The following is a 17,238-nucleotide window of genomic DNA, read 5'->3' on the forward strand; positions in this document are numbered from 1 at the left end:
GTCAGGAAGCATGACTGGTTATCCAGTCTTTTCAGAACATATGTTCTTTTGAATACTACAATTGTTCATATTCATGTCAATGAATTTTGAACTTTTGACTCAGCAAATTTACTTTTGTTTCAACATCATTTGCTGGCGGGTTTTCAGCCCGCCAGCAAACTGCTGCACCAGTGCCGGGAGCGCCGACATATCGTCAAATACGCCGGCCACGCCCAGCTGCCTGAGTGCCGCTGCATGACCCGGTGGAATATGACTGCCACCGACGAACCCCCACACGGTCATCCCCGCTGCCAGCGCGGCTGTCGCACCGGCAAGGCTGTCCTCAATGACCAGACAGCCCTGCGGTGGCACGCCCATCACCTCACTGGCATGGAGGTATACATCGGGAAAAGGCTTGGGCCGGCCAACCAGATCGGCACTGAAGTAATGATCCCGAATCAGCGGTGCCAGCCCGGCTGCGTCAATTGACAGCCGCAGACGATCGGTATGACTGTTCGAGACCACCGCAACCGGCAGGCTGACGGCCGCCAGCGCTGCACGGATGCCCGGGATAGCGATGTCGGCAGCGGCAAGCACCGTATTGACACGCTGATTGATCAGCTCGACGCTGTTCACCGGTAATTCCGTCTGCTCAGCCAGCTCGTCCATGATCTGTTCGATCTGCTTACCGAATCCGCAGGCCAGCGCTCGCTCGACCTGCTCTGCATCCAGCCACTCTGCCAGCACGTCGCTCATCACACTGGCGACCAGATGCTCGGTATCCACCAGCACGCCATCACAGTCACAGATCAGCAACCCCGAACCCACGCTCGTCATCCGCCAGCCTCCCCGGCCCACACACCGTGTTTCTGCCCGGCAGGCAATGACAGTTGCTGTAACAGCAGCTGCACGACGCCATCCCTGGCTTCCAGTTGTGGCAAGTGCCCGCAGTCATTGAAACGATGCAGTGCCACCGAGCCGGGCAGATTATCGGCGTGCCGCACCGGAATGATCCGGTCCTGCAGCCCCCAGATTACTTTGGCTGGCATCGTCAGCCCCTTCATGGCTGAGCGTAAATCCAGCAACTGGGTATGCTCACTCACGCAGTGCTCAACCCACTGCTGGCGGCGCATGCGTATTTCAGGATCCGCCAGTGGCTGACTGACGGCACGTATAAATGCCGCATCCAGATAGTCGGCGTCAGCCAGCAGCAGACCCAGCCAGGGCCGCAGGCTCTCTTCCCTGCTGTTGTTGAGCATGGCGGCCACAAAGCCACCATGAATGTCAGCGCCCAGACCGGCGGGTGCCAGCAGGGTGAGGCTCAGAACCTGTAAGGCAAAACCTTCACTGCCGCTGGTCAGTGTCAGGGCGACAGCCCCTCCCAGCGAATGGCCAAGCAGGTGACAGGTGTGAATACCCTGCTGACGCAGGGTTTCAGCGACTTGCTGTACCACTGCGAAAAAATGTGCAGCCGTCTTTTGGCCTGAGGCACCGTGTGCAGGCAAATCAATCGCCAGCACTGGTTGCTGGGGCAGTTCCCGCCGCAGACTGTTGACCAGCGGCTGCCAGCTCAAACTGTCTGCGCCCAGACCATGAATAAGTACCAGCGGAACCCCCGTTGTGCCCTTATTCAGCCAGTGACAGGCCAGCACCGCAGGGTGGCGCTTCTCTGCCAGATGGATGACATCGGCCGCAGAGATCCGACCGTTGGGTCCCGTGCCCTGCACACTCTGCAGTTCAACCCCCTTTTCCCGAGCCAGACGGCGCGCCATGGGGGTAGCCCGGCAGCGTTGCAGGCTATCTGCCTGCGCCTCAGCGTCGTTTGCAGCACAGGAGACAGATGCAGTTTCATCGCTGGCAGCAACCGTGGAGGGTGCTGCAGCCGGTGATGCAGCAGACACGGCAGCATCTTGCGCGCTGGCGGCATGTGTGGGTGCAGAAGGCCGCACGACCTCCTCACCGGCTGCAAATATCCAGGCCATAGTGGTGCCCACCGGGATTTCCTCACCGGGCCGGGCACTGATGAAATGCAGGGTGCCAGAGGCAGGCGCCTCCACGTCCATGTTGGCCTTCGTCGTCTCAATCTCGAACAGGATATCTCCCTGCCTGATTTCATCGCCTTCCTGCACCAGCCACTGCGCCAGCACAGCCTCCGTCATGTCCATGTCGACACGGGGCAGAATGACCTCAACTGGCATCTTCGTCCCTCCCCAGCTGTTTGCGCACCGCGCGGACAATATCGTCCACCTGAGGTACAGCCGCTTTCTCAAGCTCCGGGTTGTAAGGCAACGGACAGTCAGCCCCGCCCAGACGAACAATCGGTGCATCCAGATAATCGAAGGCATCGCTCTCGCAGATCAGTGCCGAAATTTCTGCGCCGATTCCCAGCTGTTTCACTCCCTCGTAGACGCACACTAACCGCGATGTGCGTTTGACGCTTTCAATCAGCGTAGCGCTGTCAATGGGGCGCAGGCTGCACAAGTCGATGACTTCGGCACTGATACCTTCAGCAGCGAGCAGCTCCGCAGCCTGCAGAGACTTGTGCACCATCAGTGACGTGGCAACGATGCTGACATCCTGACCCTGCCTGCGGATCTGGGCCTTGTTGATATCCGTGACGTAGTAGCCCTCAGGGACATAACCCTTGGTTTTGTAGAGCAGCTTGTGCTCAAAAATCATCACCGGGTCCGGGTCTTCAAGTGCCGCCAGCAGCATCCCTTTGGCATCCTCCGGCGTGGAGGGCTGAATCACCTTCAGACCGGGGACATGAGCGAACCATGCTTCCAGACTTTGACTGTGCTGGGCCGCGGCCCCCGTGCCCGACCCGGCGGGAAATCGCATCACCAGAGGCACGGAGGCTTCACCCCCCAGCATGTAACGCATCTTGGCCGCCTGATTGACGATCTGTTCCATCGCCAGTGTGGCGAAATCGGAAAACTGAAACTCATAGATCGGCCGGCTGCCGGTCATTGCTGCTCCCACCGCGATACCGGCACCACCCAGCTCGGCAATGGGCGTATCCATGACCCGATCCGGCCCAAAACGCTGGAACAGATCGCCGGTCACCTGAAAAGCGCCGCCATAAACACCGATGTCTTCCCCCATCAGGAACACCCGCTCATCACGCTCCAGTGCAATAGCCATCGCTTCCTGTATGGCCTGGGCGTAGGTCAGCTCGCGCAGTGCGGGCGTATCTGCGGTATCGTCCTGAGTGGTGTTGGCCAGTGCCAGACTGTTCATGAGCGCACCTCCATAGCAGGCTGGTCGGCATAGACATAGCGAGTCAGCTCATTCACGTCAGGCATAGGACTGTTCTTAGCGAACTCCAGACCGGCCTGAATCTCCTCTTCCACCGACTGACGTAACTGCTCGATGTCTTCCGCCGGTAAAAGCTCATGCTGCAACAAGGCCGCTTCAAAGCGCGCGATAGGACAGCGCTGGGTACTCCACTCGTCGATTTCCTCCCGGGTACGATAGCGGTTCCGGTCACTTTTTGAGTGGCCACGCCAGCGGTAGGTATTGCACACCACCAGACTGGGCCCCTCGCCTGCCCGCGCCCGGCTAATGGCCTCTTCTGCGGTGGACACCACAGCAGCAAAGGTGTTGCCGTCGATACTGTAGCCGGGCATGGTGTACGCCGCTGCGCGCTTGGCAATATCCGCCACGGCGGTGGAACGCTCCACGGACATGGACATGCCGTATTTGTTGTTTTCACAAACAAAAATCACTGGCAGCTTCCAGATCGACGCAAAGTTCAGCGACTCGTGAAAGGCCCCTTCGTTATTGGCACCGTCACCGAAGAAACACATCGCCACGTCGTTGCTGCCGCGTCGCTTGATTGACAGCGCCGCGCCAACGGCGATGGGCAGCCCGCCGCCGACGATGCCATTGGCACCCAGATTGCCCTGACCGGTATCGGCAATATGCATAGAGCCGCCACGCCCGCGGCAGTATCCCGTTTCCTTGCCGAAGAACTCGGCAAACATGCGCTTGGGGTCCGCCCCTTTGGCAATGCAGTGGCCGTGGCCACGGTGGGTGGAGGTGATGTAATCGCTGCTGGTCAGCGGCAGGCACATGCCCACCGCGCTGGCTTCCTGACCGATCGACAAATGCATGGTGCCGTGAATATGGCCACGCATGTAGGCATCTTCGGCACTCTCCTCAAACCGGCGGATAAGGAGCATCTTGCGTAATACGTCTCGCAGTTGAGCAGTGGTGTAACGGCTTAAGATTTCCGCTTCACCGGAACGGCTGCCCGTTTCTTTTACTTGTTGTAACGGCATAACCCTGTCCTGTGTTGATTTAGGTGTCACCGAGGCAGTTTTTCCGGGTGCATAAACACCCTGACAAACCACTCCGTTATCAGCGTGCGGCCAGCACCATGTCGTCCTGACGCTTACGCAGGGCGACCAGCCGCGAGGTGGTATCGACCTGAGTGTTGCTGTAGGTGATCAGCTCGCCGTATCTGATGGGCTGGGTGACCACAGCGTTTTCCAGAATGCCGCAGGGCACCGCCTCTTTACGGCGCGCGTCCCCTGCTTCCATGGCCCAGGCGCGGTAGGTGTACTCACCGATAGCATCAAGACGATCACCGGGTTTGAGATCGCGCTTGGCGACGGCACAGACTTCTGCCACAGGAATATTCATCGGCTTCATGTCGGCCTTGCCGTACAGCACGGCGCGGGCGCAGGTCAACGGCACTTCGAGGCTGGTCAGATGATAAGGGCGATAGAAGGTGTAGTAAGGGCCAGCGCCCAGTTTCAGATCATGCATGCGTTCGCGCAGACGGGGATGTGCCAGCTCCGCCACCACGAATACGCCAGGGGCCACGCCCTTGCCGATGGAGTAATCGACCACACCCTTACGGGTCAGCACGCCGCCGTCCTCTACCGGGCACAGTACTTTGTGCAGCTCATCCAGCGTGGCCGCCGGGCCGTGCATACCCGGCACATCGGGAATCAGACCGGTGGCATTACCTATGGCACACATTTCCACCGCCGTTTTGGAGCCATCCACAAACTCCACCAGCATGCGCGGGTTCATGTTGCGGCGGATGGCTTCCTCCATATACAGATCGGGTGTCGCATCAATATTCAGCGGGTTATTTTTGCCCTTGCCTGCAGCCACGATGGGATACCCCAACGCACTGACGAAGTCGATCAGCTCAATGGTCGAACTGGGCTCATCACCTGCACCGAGGGAATACACCACGCCTAAACGTGCTGCTTCACGCTGCAGGTAGGCGCCAATCGTGACGTCTGCCTCGACGTTCATCATGACCAGATGCTTGCCATGCTCCATGGCACCCAGACCAATCTCTGCGCCTACAGCCGGACGACCCGTAGCGTCAATCACCACATCAATCAGCTCATTGCGGCAAATGGCCTGCGCATCCTCACAAATCGCGACATTACCCGCCTCGATAGTGGCGTTTAACTGTGATGCATCCACCACACGGTAACCACTGTCATCCTGATTGGCGGTGATGACCGCCTTGCGCGCGACATCCGGGCGAATATCCGCAATAGCTGCCACCTCGATACCGCTCATCTGTCTTACCTGGGTAACGATGTCCGTCCCCATTTCGCCGCACCCGATCAGCCCGATCCGGATGGGTTTACCTGCGCTGGCACGTGCATCGAGGTCGGCGGCCAAACCGCATGGAGTGATGTTATGCATTGTTTTTCTCCATTGAGTGATGAGGGTCACTGAGGTGTCCAGAGGGTTATTTTTATCTGAACATTTGTTTTTTGTTTTTATACATATGTTCAATAGCCAACACAACAGAAATTACATAAGTATTTTTTAAAGAACATATGTTCAGTCATCACAAATGACCATCGCCTAAGCAGAAAGCGAGCCGTTGAGGGCAGTCAGGCACGATATGACGGGGTTCAGCGGCAGGAAGGCAGAGAGGGACTGAACAGATAAAAGCAAAAAGGCGGACTAGAAGTCCGCCTTTGAGGTCGTTGCCTGCGGATAGCCGCAGCAAGAAAGATCAGGTAATGAGGTTATACCAGCGCCCGCCCCTGCAAGCGCTGCAGGATACCCAGCGGTGCCCAGTCGGGTCTGGCCATGGCCTTAACTGGCAGGAAGAAGGTTTGCTCCAGCATATGCTGACCGGACATTACGGCATGGGAGGTCTGATCAGAGAAGCAGATCCAAACGGCCCCCTGCGGAAACGGCATGGTTTCCTGATTACAACTGCGCTGGTATTCCATATCGGCCTTCATGGCGTCATGCAGATTGAGCATCAGGTGGTCATAGCGACTGCGTGGACGCTTGGTGATATGTAACCAGTGCAGCAGTCTGGCCGAGCCCGGCAACGGTGATTTGATCTTCGGCAGAAAGCGCTTTGCCACCTGCTCGAAGGGCTCACCGACCCGCCACACTCGTGGCGCGCCGCCCGGATTGACGTTGGCAAACACCCGCAAGATCCGCTCGCCATAGTTAGGCCTAGAGGGAAAGGCATCAATATGCAGCCTGCTGTCATCCTTGCGCCAGGAGGTTTGCCGCCCTTCCACCTGCATCAGGCGCAGACTGGTCGGTGCCGTGCGCAGGCCCTGCCGATACTCAGGAAACAGCCCTTCTACCAGCGTACAGGCCTGTTGCTGGAAACGTCCCACCAGCTCACGTACCGCCTGTTTTTTGTCATCGGCCAGAACACCGTGCAGCTCGCCACCGTTAGCGGCAAGGCTGATATTTTTACGTTTGGGGTCAGCGATAGCAGGGTCAAGTAACTGAGCTTCATTGCTCTGCAGGCTGAAGTTCAGTCTGGGGAAGTACAATACCTTGCCGCTTTCAAGCGCCTCCAGCATCTGCTGGCGAGAGATGGGCAAATCCTGACCATGCCAGTCACTGGAGGTCACTTCAAGAATCTGTGATTGAGTCATAATTGCGCGCCGTACGTGGGGTAAAACAATCCTTGAGGGGCGCTCTGGATGCACAGCTGGCAGTCAGGCTGCAGCCATGAGACGCTACACTTCATCGCACAGGCAGTCAGTGCATAGTGCTGGCGGCGACGCGACAGCTGGATACATCCCCTATTCCTTCAAGGTCCGGGCGAATATCGTATCAATCACTACATTTGAAAAGACGGAAGATTAGCGGAGCTTTTATGGACAAATAGCGCACAGCTGACTGCGAACATGCACTACTAAGAACGGGGCTAATATTCACGCTGATTGTTGACAATTAGTCGAATTTCAAGAATTCAGTTCGCTTCAAATCCCACACATTGTTGACAATAATCTCCTCATCTGCTTTTTTAACCTCCAGAAAATGCCTTTCATTGATGATTGTTAACACCACTGAAAACACTATGAGCAAAATCCTCAGCCCGATGCTGCCTGACAGCCACGACGACAAAACTTTGTCGGACCATGTTTTCCGCAAGCTGCAGACCGCCATCGTCAAGGGCGAGATGGCGCCCGGCAGCAAAATTTCCGAGCCTGAACTGGCCCGTACCTATGGCATCAGCCGTGGCCCGCTGCGTGAGGCGTTGAGCCGTCTCGAAGGACAAAAGCTGCTGGTACGCATTCCTCACGTTGGCGCACGGGTCGTTTCACTCAGCCATGAAGAGCTGATTGAGCTGTATCAGGTGCGCGAATCACTGGAAGGGCTGGCCTGCCGGCTGGCGGCGGAGCGAATGCAACCCCATGAAATAGAAGAGCTGCGCCGCGTACTGGACGCCCATGAACAGGATGAAGCCTTTCAGGCGGGCCGTGGCTACTACCAGCAGGAAGGCGACTACGACTTCCACTATCGCATCGTGCAGGGTACCGGCAATCAGATGCTGATCCGCATTCTCTGCAACGAGCTTTATCAGCTGGCGCGGATGTACCGCATTCAATACTCGGCAACGCCCAATCGGCCACGACAGGCATTTGCCGAACATCACCGGATTCTCGACGCCATTGCCGAAGGCGATGGTGAGCTGGCAGAGATGCTGATGCGCCGTCATATCAGCGCCTCCCGCCGCAACATCGAACGACAGATCGAACGCCAAGCAGAGCGTTAAAAGACAAAAAACACTCTGAAGGAGTGATTAGCGATGACCCATAACAACACCCCCCTTCCCGTCAACGCCCAGTATCGCAAGCCCCTGCCCGGTGCCTCTGTGGAGTATTTCGACACCCGTGCCGCAGTAGAAGCCATCCAGCCCGGAGCATGGGCACGCCTGCCTTACACATCACGCATTCACGCTGAAAACCTGGTACGCAAGTGTGACCCGGCGATGCTGACCGAGTGCCTGACCCAGATCGTTGAAGGCAAACGCGAGCTGGACTTTCCCTGGTTCCCTACCCGCGTGGTGTGTCACGACATTCTTGGCCAGACTGCGCTGGTGGATCTTGCCGGATTGCGTGATGCCATTGCCGATCAGGGCGGTGACCCCGCCAAGGTCAACCCGGTGGTGCCAGTCCAGCTGATCGTTGACCACTCACTGGCCGTTGAACACCCTGGTTTCGAGCAGGATGCTTTCAGCAAGAACCGTGCGGTGGAAGACCGCCGCAATGATGACCGTTTCCACTTCATCAACTGGACCAAGCAGGCGTTCAAGAATGTGGACGTGATTCCTCCCGGCAACGGCATCATGCACCAGATCAATCTGGAGAAAATGTCGCCGGTCATTCACAACGACAACGGTCTGGCCTATCCCGACACCTGCGTTGGCACCGACAGCCATACTCCTCACGTGGATGCACTGGGCGTGATTGCCGTAGGTGTCGGCGGCCTCGAAGCCGAAAACGTTATGCTCGGCCGTGCTTCATGGATGCGACTGCCCGATATCATCGCGGTTGAACTGACAGGCAAACCTCAGCCCGGTATCACGGCTACCGATGTGGTGCTGTCCCTGACGGAATTCCTGCGCAAGGAAAAGGTGGTCGGTGCCTATCTAGAGTTCCGTGGCGAAGGCGCTGCAGCTCTGACACTCGGCGACCGTGCCACCATTTCCAACATGGCCCCGGAATACGGCGCCACGGCGGCACTGTTCTACATTGACCAGCAAACCATTGATTACCTGAACCTGACCGGACGCGATGCGGATCAGGTCAAACTGGTGGAAACCTACGCCAAAGAAGCGGGCCTGTGGGCAGACACGCTGAAAGACGCGGAGTTCGAGCGCACGCTACATTTTGACCTGTCTACGGTGGTACGCACACTGGCGGGCCCCTCCAATCCCCATCGCCGCCTGCCGGTTTCTGCACTGGCCGAGCGGGGTATTGCCGTCGATCTGGATAAAGCCAAAGCCGAAGAGGCTGAAGGCCTGATGCCGGACGGCGCGGTGATCATCGCCGCCATCACCAGCTGCACCAATACCAGTAACCCGCGCAACGTGATTGCCGCGGGCCTGCTGGCACGCAATGCCAATAAATACGGACTGGTGCGCAAGCCCTGGGTCAAGACCTCACTGGCACCCGGCTCCAAAGCGGTACAGCTGTACCTGCAGGAGTCAGGCCTTGAAGCCGAGCTGGATAAACTGGGCTTTGGTGTCGTCGCTTTTGCCTGCACCACCTGTAACGGCATGTCCGGTGCGCTTGATCCGAAGATCCAGCAGGAAATCATCGACCGTGATCTGTACGCCACGGCGGTACTGTCAGGTAACCGTAACTTCGATGGCCGTATCCATCCCTATGCCAAGCAGGCATTTCTCGCCTCACCACCGCTAGTCGTGGCCTATTCCATCGCCGGCACCATACGCTTTGATATCGAGAAAGACGTGCTGGGCGTGGTTGACGGCAAAGAAATTCGCCTCAAGGACATCTGGCCGACCGACGAGGAAATCGATGCAGTGGTAAAAGCCGCGGTCAAACCTGAGCAGTTCCGTCAGGTCTATATCCCCATGTTTGCCAGACAGGATGACAAGGCAGAGCAGATTGATCCTCTGTACCAGTGGCGCCCGATGAGCACTTACATCCGCCGTCCGCCCTACTGGGAAGGAGCGCTGGCAGGTGAGCGAACCCTCAAGGGTATGCGCCCGCTGGCCGTGCTGCCCGACAACATCACCACCGATCACCTGTCGCCTTCTAATGCCATTCTGGCCAGCTCAGCAGCAGGTGAATATCTGGCCAAAATGGGTCTGCCGGAGGAAGACTTTAACTCCTATGCCACCCATCGCGGAGACCACCTGACCGCCCAGCGTGCCACCTTCGCCAACCCTCAGCTGGTTAACGAGATGGCCGTCGTTGAAGGTGAAGTGAAGAAAGGTTCTCTGGCCCGCGTCGAACCCGATGGCACGGTGATGCGCATGTGGGAAGCCATCGAAACCTACATGAACCGCAAACAGCCGCTGATCATCGTGGCAGGTGCCGACTACGGTCAGGGTTCATCCCGCGACTGGGCTGCCAAAGGCGTGCGTCTGGCGGGTGTCGAGGCCATTGTGGCGGAAGGCTTTGAGCGTATTCACCGCACCAACCTGATCGGTATGGGTGTGCTGCCTCTGGAATTCAAACCCGGCACCACCCGCAAGACGCTGGGCCTCGACGGCACAGAAACCTATGACGTCACTGGCCAGCGCAAACCGCGTGCTGACCTGACACTGGTGGTGCATCGTCAAAACGGTGAACGCATCGAAGTGACCGTCACCTGCCGTCTGGATACTGCAGAAGAGGTGTCGATCTACGAAGCGGGCGGCGTGCTGCAGCGCTTCGCTCAGGACTTTTTGGAATCGGAAGTGGCGTAAGTCTGAGCCGGACAGGGCATGACCCTATCACACTCATGCCCTGTCAGACTTCATCAGGCCACGACGTTGTTACAGCTCAGGAACCCCATCATGCCCCATGCTCCTCAGGTAAAAATCCCCGCTACCTATATCCGTGGCGGCACCAGTAAAGGTGTTTTCTTTCGTCTGCAGGATTTACCGGAACGCTGTCAGGTGCCGGGCACTGCCCGCGATGCGCTGCTGATGCGCGTCATTGGCAGCCCTGACCCCTATGCCAAGCAGATTGATGGCATGGGAGCGGCCACTTCCAGTACCAGCAAAACCGTCATTCTGAGCCAATCCACACGTCCGGATCACGATGTTGATTATCTGTTCGGGCAGGTCGCCATCGACAAAGCCTTTGTCGACTGGAGCGGCAACTGCGGCAACCTGTCTGCTGCCGTTGGCCCCTTTGCCATTGCCAGCGGGCTGGTTGATGCAGATCGCATTCCACAAAACGGCATCTGCACGGTCCGTATCTGGCAGGCCAATATCAGCAAGACCATCGTCGCTCACGTGCCGATCACCGATAGCGAAGTGCAGGAAACCGGTGACTTTGAACTGGATGGCGTGACCTTCCCTGCTGCTGAAGTACAACTGGAATTTCTTGATCCTGCTGATGAGGGTGATGGCGAAGGGGGTGGTGCCATGTTCCCCACCGGCCAACTGGTGGATGATCTGGAAGTGCCGGGGGTGGGCACATTCAGGGTCACCATGATCAATGCTGGCATTCCCACCATCTTCCTCAATGCGGAAGAGCTGGGTTACAGCGGCACCGAGCTGCAGGAAGCCATCAACGGTGATGCCGACGCCCTCGCCCGTTTTGAAACTATCCGGGCGCACGGTGCCATTCGTATGGGGCTGATCAAATCAGTAGAGGAAGCCGCTACCCGCCAGCACACACCCAAAGTGGCCTTTGTTGCCAAACCCAGAGATTACGTGGCATCCAGCGGTAAAGAAGTGAAAGCAGCCGATGTTGATCTGCTGGTGCGGGCGCTGTCCATGGGCAAGCTGCACCATGCCATGATGGGCACCGCCGCGGTAGCCATCGGTACTGCCGCCGCCATTCCCGGCACGCTGGTGAATCTGGCAGCAGGCGGTGGCGAGCGCAATGCGGTGCGGTTCGGCCACCCGTCCGGCACCTTGCGCGTGGGCGCTGAAGCGGTAAGAAACGGAGACCAGTGGCAGGTGACCAAAGCCATCATGAGCCGCAGTGCCCGTGTACTGATGGAAGGCTGGGTCAGGGTACCGGGAGACAGTTTCTAGACTCGTTTAGCCTCATCCTTCCACACCCTGCTTTGCAGAGCAGACGAAGCGCACCCGCCGTGCACTTCGTCTGTATTCTTCATGCAACACTATGCGTTAGCCTGACAGGCTTATTCACTGTGCAGCGGATGCCGCTCGCACAAGGACAACACCTCCATTCGCTCCCCTTTCCACTCACACATGTCGCTTCGGGTCATATACGCCATACTGCACAAGCGGCATTACACGATCTTAATCACAACCTTGCCTTTAGCATGTCCTTTAGCAAGATAAGCTAATGCCTCCTTTGTTTCCTCAAATGGGAATACCTTATCAATTACCGGCTTAATTTTTTCAGATTCAATCAATTTTCCAATTTCACTCAGCTGGATACCATCTGGGCGCACGAACAGAAACTCATAATTGACATTACGTTTTTTAGCTAAACCAATGATTTTTTTGCTCATTAAGCCAAATACAAACTTCAGCATAAAATTGAGTTTCCGTGATTTCGCAAAAGCCGCGTCGAGTGGTCCAACCAGCGATATAATTTTACCGCCGGGCTTTAGAATACTAACTGATTTTTCAATTACATCTCCCCTCACGGTGCCCAGCACCAGATTGTAACCTTGCAGGAGTTGTTCAAAATTTTGCTGGGTATAGTCAATTGTTTCATCTGCACCAAGACTTTCGACCCATGCAATATTGCCAGTGCTGGTTGTGGTCGCCACTCTGGCACCAAAATGCTTAGCTAACTGAATGGCCATGCTGCCGATGCCACCCGAACCGGCGGGAATAAAAATCTTCTGGCCAGGCTTGAGACTGGCGCGCTCTTTCAATGCCTGCCATGACGTTAAACCGACCATGGGGATGGATGCAGCCTGCACAAAATCCATATTTTCTGGTTTTAATGCGGCGGTATGTTCTGGCACAACGGCAAATTCAGCGAAAGAGCCGATGCCAAGGTCAAAGATACTGGCCATAACAGCATCACCGGGCTTGAAACGAGTCACTTTACTACCCACCGCAACCACGATACCGGCAAGATCACTCCCCAGAGTTGCTGGTAACTTAAACTGGAGCACTGGCTTGAACATTCCGGTCGGTATCATGTTGTCTATGGGATTTACCCCTGCAGCATGGACCTGTACTAGCATTTCGTTTGGTTCTATTTGTGGTTTTTCAACATCGCCAAACTCAATAACAGGTGATGACTTACTGTATTTCTTTAAAATGACTGCTTTCATTTTACATTTCTCATCTGCTAATTTTTTTGGCCTTGCCAGGAGTATTACGGGCATAAAGAAATGCCAGTCCTATGATCAATTCTATTACCGCAGCAGCGAGTATCTGATAGCTGGCATGGCCGGTAATACATTCATAAATAGCTAGTATTATGAGTATAGTACAGATAGTGACCATTCCCTGAATTAGTACTACCTGGGTTGAATGTTGCTCAACTCTTCTCGCCATGAATAAAATGAAAGCAATACCTGCATAAAACGCTGCACCACGGCGGCACATAACACCTGCACCGTCGCTAAACTCTATTCCCCATTGAGCCAGCATTTGCTGAGGAAAAAACATCCACGCGACTGCCAAAACCATAAATAAGAGAGCGGTCGTTATTGCCACATGCCGAAAGGTCACTGGATTTTTCCTTAAGTATCAAGTTTGAAATTTTTACGAATCCCTTTATCCAATACTGAATCAGGGGCAAAACGGCGTAAAAACTTAAACAAACGCGCGGTTTTTCCAGAGGTATAGCGTAGCTTTGGATGTGAAGCTGTTGCCGCTTTTACCACCACATTCGCAGCCACCTCTGGCTCGTCAGCATTAGCCATAGCCTCACTGACGACATGAACCAACTTCGCTCGAATAACGTCGTACTCGCTCATCTTTGCGTCAGGTTCGATATTATTGGCTTCAAATTTCGTTTTCACATACGCAGGCTCAATTACTGAGACCCTGATACCTTGCGTACGCAGCTCATGATCCAGCGCTTCTGAGTACCCCTCGACGGCATGCTTACTGGCACAATAAAGAGCCGCGTAGGGAACGGGAACAACACCAAGAATAGACCCGATGTTGATTATTCTGCCGCTACCCTGGCGACGCATTTGCGGTACTACGGCACGTGTCATTCTGACGATGCCATGGAAGTTGGTGTCAAACAGGGCCTTGGCTAGCTCAACGGAGCTTTCTTCTGCACCTGCCGGGGATAATCCAAATCCAGCATTGTTCACCAAAAGATCGATACGCCCCTCAAGCTGAAGCAACTGATCAACAGCAGCTGTAACGGACTCATCATTTGTTACATCGAGCGATAGCATTGGAAAGCGTGAGTTACTTGATGTTGCCCCTCGCCGGCTGGTGCCGTAGACGCTGTAGCCTGCTGCCAGCAGTTTGATAGCTGTAGCCTCACCGATTCCCGATGAGGCTCCCGTTACCAGTGCGACAAGTTTATCAGTCATGATTTAATTCCTTTGGCAGGTTTATAATTAACAACGTCTTTGAGGGGCAATTAGCCATGGCTTTATTGCTACTTAAATTGCCTTATATCGGGTAGCTGCTTCTGACATTTTGATATCGGAAAGCAGTTCTTTTCTTGCCATATCGAGCGATTCCCAACGGGTATCATTGTGTAAAGGTGGAATAGTGACGAGCTCTCGCCTATCAAAACCTACCAGTGCTGCATCAACGAGTTCGTTCACGTCCATCATTGGGGAGGAATTACTTATATCGATGCCAGCACGCTCCCATATTTCGGTGTAAGTACCTGCTGGAAGTAGAGCCTGGATATAGACACCTTTCGATGACAATTCCTGATGCATGCCTTGAGATAAAAATAAGACGAACGCTTTACTCGCCCCGTACACAGACATTTTGTATTCAGGTGCCAGGCCAACGACAGAAGAGATGTTGACAATAAAGCCTTTCCCTTGCTGGGCAAATCGAGGTGATACAGCGGCAGCGAGTCTTGCTAAAGCGGTGATATTCAGAGCAATCAGTTTTTCAATTAGCTCCGGTGTCTGCTCAACAAAACTACCCGACTGGGCAACACCAGCGTTATTAATCAGCGTGTCGATATGAGTATCGTTTTTCAGACGTTCCTCAACCAAAGCAAGATCGCTGGATTTAGTCAAATCAGCGTTTAATACATCAACATTGATGCTGTATTGCTGCCGTAACCGCACAGCCAGTGCTTCAAGCCTTGACTGATCACGGGCCACAATCACAAGATCATGACCCCGGCGCGCAAATCGATCAGCGTACACAGCACCAATACCCGTAGAGGCGCCAGTAATAAGGACTGTAGAATTAGACATATCAGTGACTCACTATGTATTCAGATAACCATTGCAAAACACAAAGAGCATTTCGAATACTTTAATTCTCAGGAATGAGTATCAGAAAGCATGGGGTAATCGGTATAACCCTTTGCACTACCACCATACAGTGTTGTTGCATCAAGCTCATTCAACGGTGCGTTTAATTTCAATCTTTCAACTAAATCAGGATTTGAGATAAATGGGCGACCAAGTGCAAACAGATCTGCCTTTCCCTTAGCTAACTGAGCAGACGCCAGCTCTGTGTTATAGCCATTATTCCCCATGTAGGTGTTCTTGAAGCGTTGACGTAGTGAGTCATAATCAAACGGCACGTTATCGCGCGGGCCAGCTGTTGCACCTTCGACAACATGCAGATACACAATGCCGAGCTTATTCAACTCATCTGCCACGTAGTCGTATTGTTCCTGTGGATTGCTAATAGAAATAGCATTTGCAGGTGAAACAGGGGAAATACGAACACCAGTGCGCTCTGCACCAATCTCTTCGCTGACAGCTTTAGTGACTTCTAATAGCAGGCGAGCACGATTTTCAACCGAACCACCATAGGAATCGGTCCGCTGATTCGCCCCATCTTTAAGGAATTGCTCCAGCAGATAACCATTGGCGCCATGAACTTCTACACCATCAAAACCTGCTTGAATTGCGTTGGCAGCGGCCTGTCGGAAATCCTCAATGATGTCTTGAATTTCATCTATTTCCAGTGCACGAGGCTCAGAGGTTTCGGCAAAGCTATTGTTCACAAACACCTTGGTTTCAGCTCGAATCGCTGAAGGCGCGACAGGTGCTGAGCCATTGGGTTGCAAGTCAACATGAGAGATACGACCAACATGCCAGAGCTGGACGAAGATCTTTCCACCTTTGGCATGCACAGCGTCAGTCACCTTACGCCAGCCAGCAATTTGCGCCGGTGTGTAGAGCCCCGGGGTGTCCTGATAACCCTGTGCTTGCGGAGAGATTTGTGTGGCTTCGGTAATGATCAGGCCCGCGGATGCGCGCTGCGCATAGTATGTTGCGGCCAACTCATTAGGGACCAATCCAGCACCAGCACGGTTACGTGTTAGTGGGGCCATTACAAAGCGATTAGCGAGAGTAAGCGAGCCAAGCTTGTAAGGCTGAAATAGAGCGAGGTCTGTCATTTTTGCATTTCCGTTGTTGGAACAATGTCAGTCGCAATGATGATGATCATAATCTAAATAGTCAACAGTTTTGATTATGGTCATAATCAAAGTATACTTCAGCGATCGTTTCGCAATCAGAGATAGGCTGGTATGAAAGTCACAAAAGCACAGGCACTCGAAAACCGTCAGCACATTGTTGAAACGGCATCGGTGCTGTTTCGCGAGCGTGGCTACGATGGTGTAGGAGTCGCAGAACTAATGGCGACAGCTGGTTTTACTCACGGTGGGTTTTACAAGCATTTTGGGTCTAAAGCAGACTTGATGGCAGAGGCAGCTGCGTTCAGTTTTGAGCATTCCGCAGTACTAAGCTCAAAGGCAAATATTGCTGACTTTGTAAAATACTATCTGTCACCTGAGCACCGTGATGCGCCTGGCAACGGATGTACCATGGCGGCACTTTGCACAGATGCGTCACGCCAAACTGAATCAGTTAAGGAAACATTTGCTGCTGGCATTGAAAAACAGCTGGCAATACTGGCAAGTAAAAACGCGGAGTTGACCGGAGCAGACGTAAATCAAAGCCGCGCCAGGCAAATAGCATTAATAGCACAGGCAGTAGGAGCAATAGTCTTATCACGATCCTGCCCACAAGACTCACCACTCGCTGATGAAATCCTGGAAGCCTGTCTTGACAGTATCGCTGGCCTGTCTGGTCAGGCATGAGCAGAGTAGATACAGCGCTGAAAATACAAGACCACGTTAGCTATTCGGTGACGTTCATCTGTTGCCTAGCTGGAGATAGGGTGAAGTCCTTGCATATCTGGCACCCTGTCTCACAAAA

The 17,238-nt window shown here is 54.6% G+C and carries 15 protein-coding genes; 4 read left to right on the forward strand and 11 right to left on the reverse strand.

The features are described from left to right. Nucleotides 1-108: 108 nt before the first annotated feature. The 6 genes from QCD60_RS23625 to QCD60_RS23650 form a co-directional block, all read right to left on the reverse strand. On the reverse strand, nucleotides 109-816 hold the full coding sequence (locus tag QCD60_RS23625; protein ID WP_279789015.1) for an HAD-IA family hydrolase: 708 nt from the start codon (nucleotides 814-816) through the stop codon (nucleotides 109-111). After that, on the reverse strand, nucleotides 813-2,177 hold the full coding sequence (locus QCD60_RS23630; protein WP_279789017.1) for an acetoin dehydrogenase dihydrolipoyllysine-residue acetyltransferase subunit: 1,365 nt from the start codon (nucleotides 2,175-2,177) through the stop codon (nucleotides 813-815). Before QCD60_RS23630 ends, QCD60_RS23625 begins: the two co-directional genes overlap by 4 nt. Then, nucleotides 2,167-3,219, reverse strand: a complete 1,053-nt coding sequence (locus tag QCD60_RS23635; protein ID WP_279789019.1) for an alpha-ketoacid dehydrogenase subunit beta — start codon at nucleotides 3,217-3,219, stop codon at nucleotides 2,167-2,169. Before QCD60_RS23635 ends, QCD60_RS23630 begins: the two co-directional genes overlap by 11 nt. Next, nucleotides 3,216-4,262 (reverse strand): thiamine pyrophosphate-dependent dehydrogenase E1 component subunit alpha, encoded by a 1,047-nt coding sequence (locus tag QCD60_RS23640; RefSeq protein WP_279789021.1) that lies wholly within the window; start codon nucleotides 4,260-4,262, stop codon nucleotides 3,216-3,218. The genes QCD60_RS23635 and QCD60_RS23640 overlap by 4 nt, the downstream gene beginning before the upstream one ends. A 79-nt stretch (nucleotides 4,263-4,341) precedes the next feature. After that, on the reverse strand, nucleotides 4,342-5,658 hold the full coding sequence (locus QCD60_RS23645) for a hypothetical protein (RefSeq protein ID WP_279789023.1): 1,317 nt from the start codon (nucleotides 5,656-5,658) through the stop codon (nucleotides 4,342-4,344). A gap of 332 nt (nucleotides 5,659-5,990) precedes the next feature. Next, the gene (locus QCD60_RS23650; RefSeq protein WP_279789025.1) at nucleotides 5,991-6,872 is read right to left on the reverse strand and encodes a Kdo hydroxylase family protein; all 882 of its coding nucleotides are present in this window, start codon (nucleotides 6,870-6,872) and stop codon (nucleotides 5,991-5,993) included. Nucleotides 6,873-7,300: 428 nt separating this feature from the next. On the opposite strand from QCD60_RS23650, the gene QCD60_RS23655 reads away from it, so the two are divergent. From QCD60_RS23655 to prpF, 3 genes are all read left to right on the forward strand, one after another. After that, nucleotides 7,301-7,999 carry a GntR family transcriptional regulator gene (locus QCD60_RS23655; RefSeq protein WP_279789026.1) on the forward strand — a complete coding sequence of 233 codons (699 nt, stop codon included), beginning with the start codon at nucleotides 7,301-7,303 and terminating at the stop codon, nucleotides 7,997-7,999. A 33-nt stretch (nucleotides 8,000-8,032) separates the two neighbouring features. Further along, the gene (gene acnD, locus QCD60_RS23660; RefSeq protein ID WP_279789028.1) at nucleotides 8,033-10,663 is read left to right on the forward strand and encodes a Fe/S-dependent 2-methylisocitrate dehydratase AcnD; all 2,631 of its coding nucleotides are present in this window, start codon (nucleotides 8,033-8,035) and stop codon (nucleotides 10,661-10,663) included. A 90-nt stretch (nucleotides 10,664-10,753) separates the two neighbouring features. Then, complete coding sequence (gene prpF / locus QCD60_RS23665) at nucleotides 10,754-11,947, forward strand: 2-methylaconitate cis-trans isomerase PrpF (protein WP_279789031.1); 1,194 nt, start codon at nucleotides 10,754-10,756, stop codon at nucleotides 11,945-11,947. Nucleotides 11,948-12,168: 221 nt separating this feature from the next. Here prpF and QCD60_RS23670 read toward each other — a convergent pair whose 3' ends face one another. The 5 genes from QCD60_RS23670 to QCD60_RS23690 all read right to left on the reverse strand — a co-directional run bounded on the left by QCD60_RS23670 (nucleotide 12,169) and on the right by QCD60_RS23690 (nucleotide 16,415). After that, on the reverse strand, nucleotides 12,169-13,173 hold the full coding sequence (locus QCD60_RS23670) for an NADP-dependent oxidoreductase (RefSeq protein ID WP_279789033.1): 1,005 nt from the start codon (nucleotides 13,171-13,173) through the stop codon (nucleotides 12,169-12,171). Between the two features lie 10 nt (nucleotides 13,174-13,183). Next, complete coding sequence (locus tag QCD60_RS23675; RefSeq protein ID WP_279789035.1) at nucleotides 13,184-13,576, reverse strand: hypothetical protein; 393 nt, start codon at nucleotides 13,574-13,576, stop codon at nucleotides 13,184-13,186. A gap of 11 nt (nucleotides 13,577-13,587) precedes the next feature. Further along, nucleotides 13,588-14,400: an oxidoreductase gene (locus QCD60_RS23680; RefSeq protein WP_279789037.1), complete on the reverse strand. Its 813-nt coding sequence runs from the start codon at nucleotides 14,398-14,400 to the stop codon at nucleotides 13,588-13,590. 72 nt (nucleotides 14,401-14,472) lie between these two features. Further along, a complete protein-coding gene (locus QCD60_RS23685) occupies nucleotides 14,473-15,255 on the reverse strand; it encodes an SDR family oxidoreductase (RefSeq protein ID WP_279789040.1) in 783 nt (260 codons plus the stop codon). A 68-nt stretch (nucleotides 15,256-15,323) separates the two neighbouring features. Then, complete coding sequence (locus tag QCD60_RS23690; RefSeq protein WP_279789042.1) at nucleotides 15,324-16,415, reverse strand: alkene reductase; 1,092 nt, start codon at nucleotides 16,413-16,415, stop codon at nucleotides 15,324-15,326. Between the two features lie 132 nt (nucleotides 16,416-16,547). On the opposite strand from QCD60_RS23690, the gene QCD60_RS23695 reads away from it, so the two are divergent. Beyond that, entirely contained in the window at nucleotides 16,548-17,120 is a 573-nt protein-coding gene (locus QCD60_RS23695; protein WP_279789044.1) for a TetR family transcriptional regulator, read from the forward strand. Nucleotides 17,121-17,238: the final 118 nt, after the last annotated feature.

The organism is Pokkaliibacter sp. MBI-7 (genome assembly GCF_029846635.1).
Lineage (GTDB): Bacteria > Pseudomonadota > Gammaproteobacteria > Pseudomonadales > Balneatricaceae > Pokkaliibacter.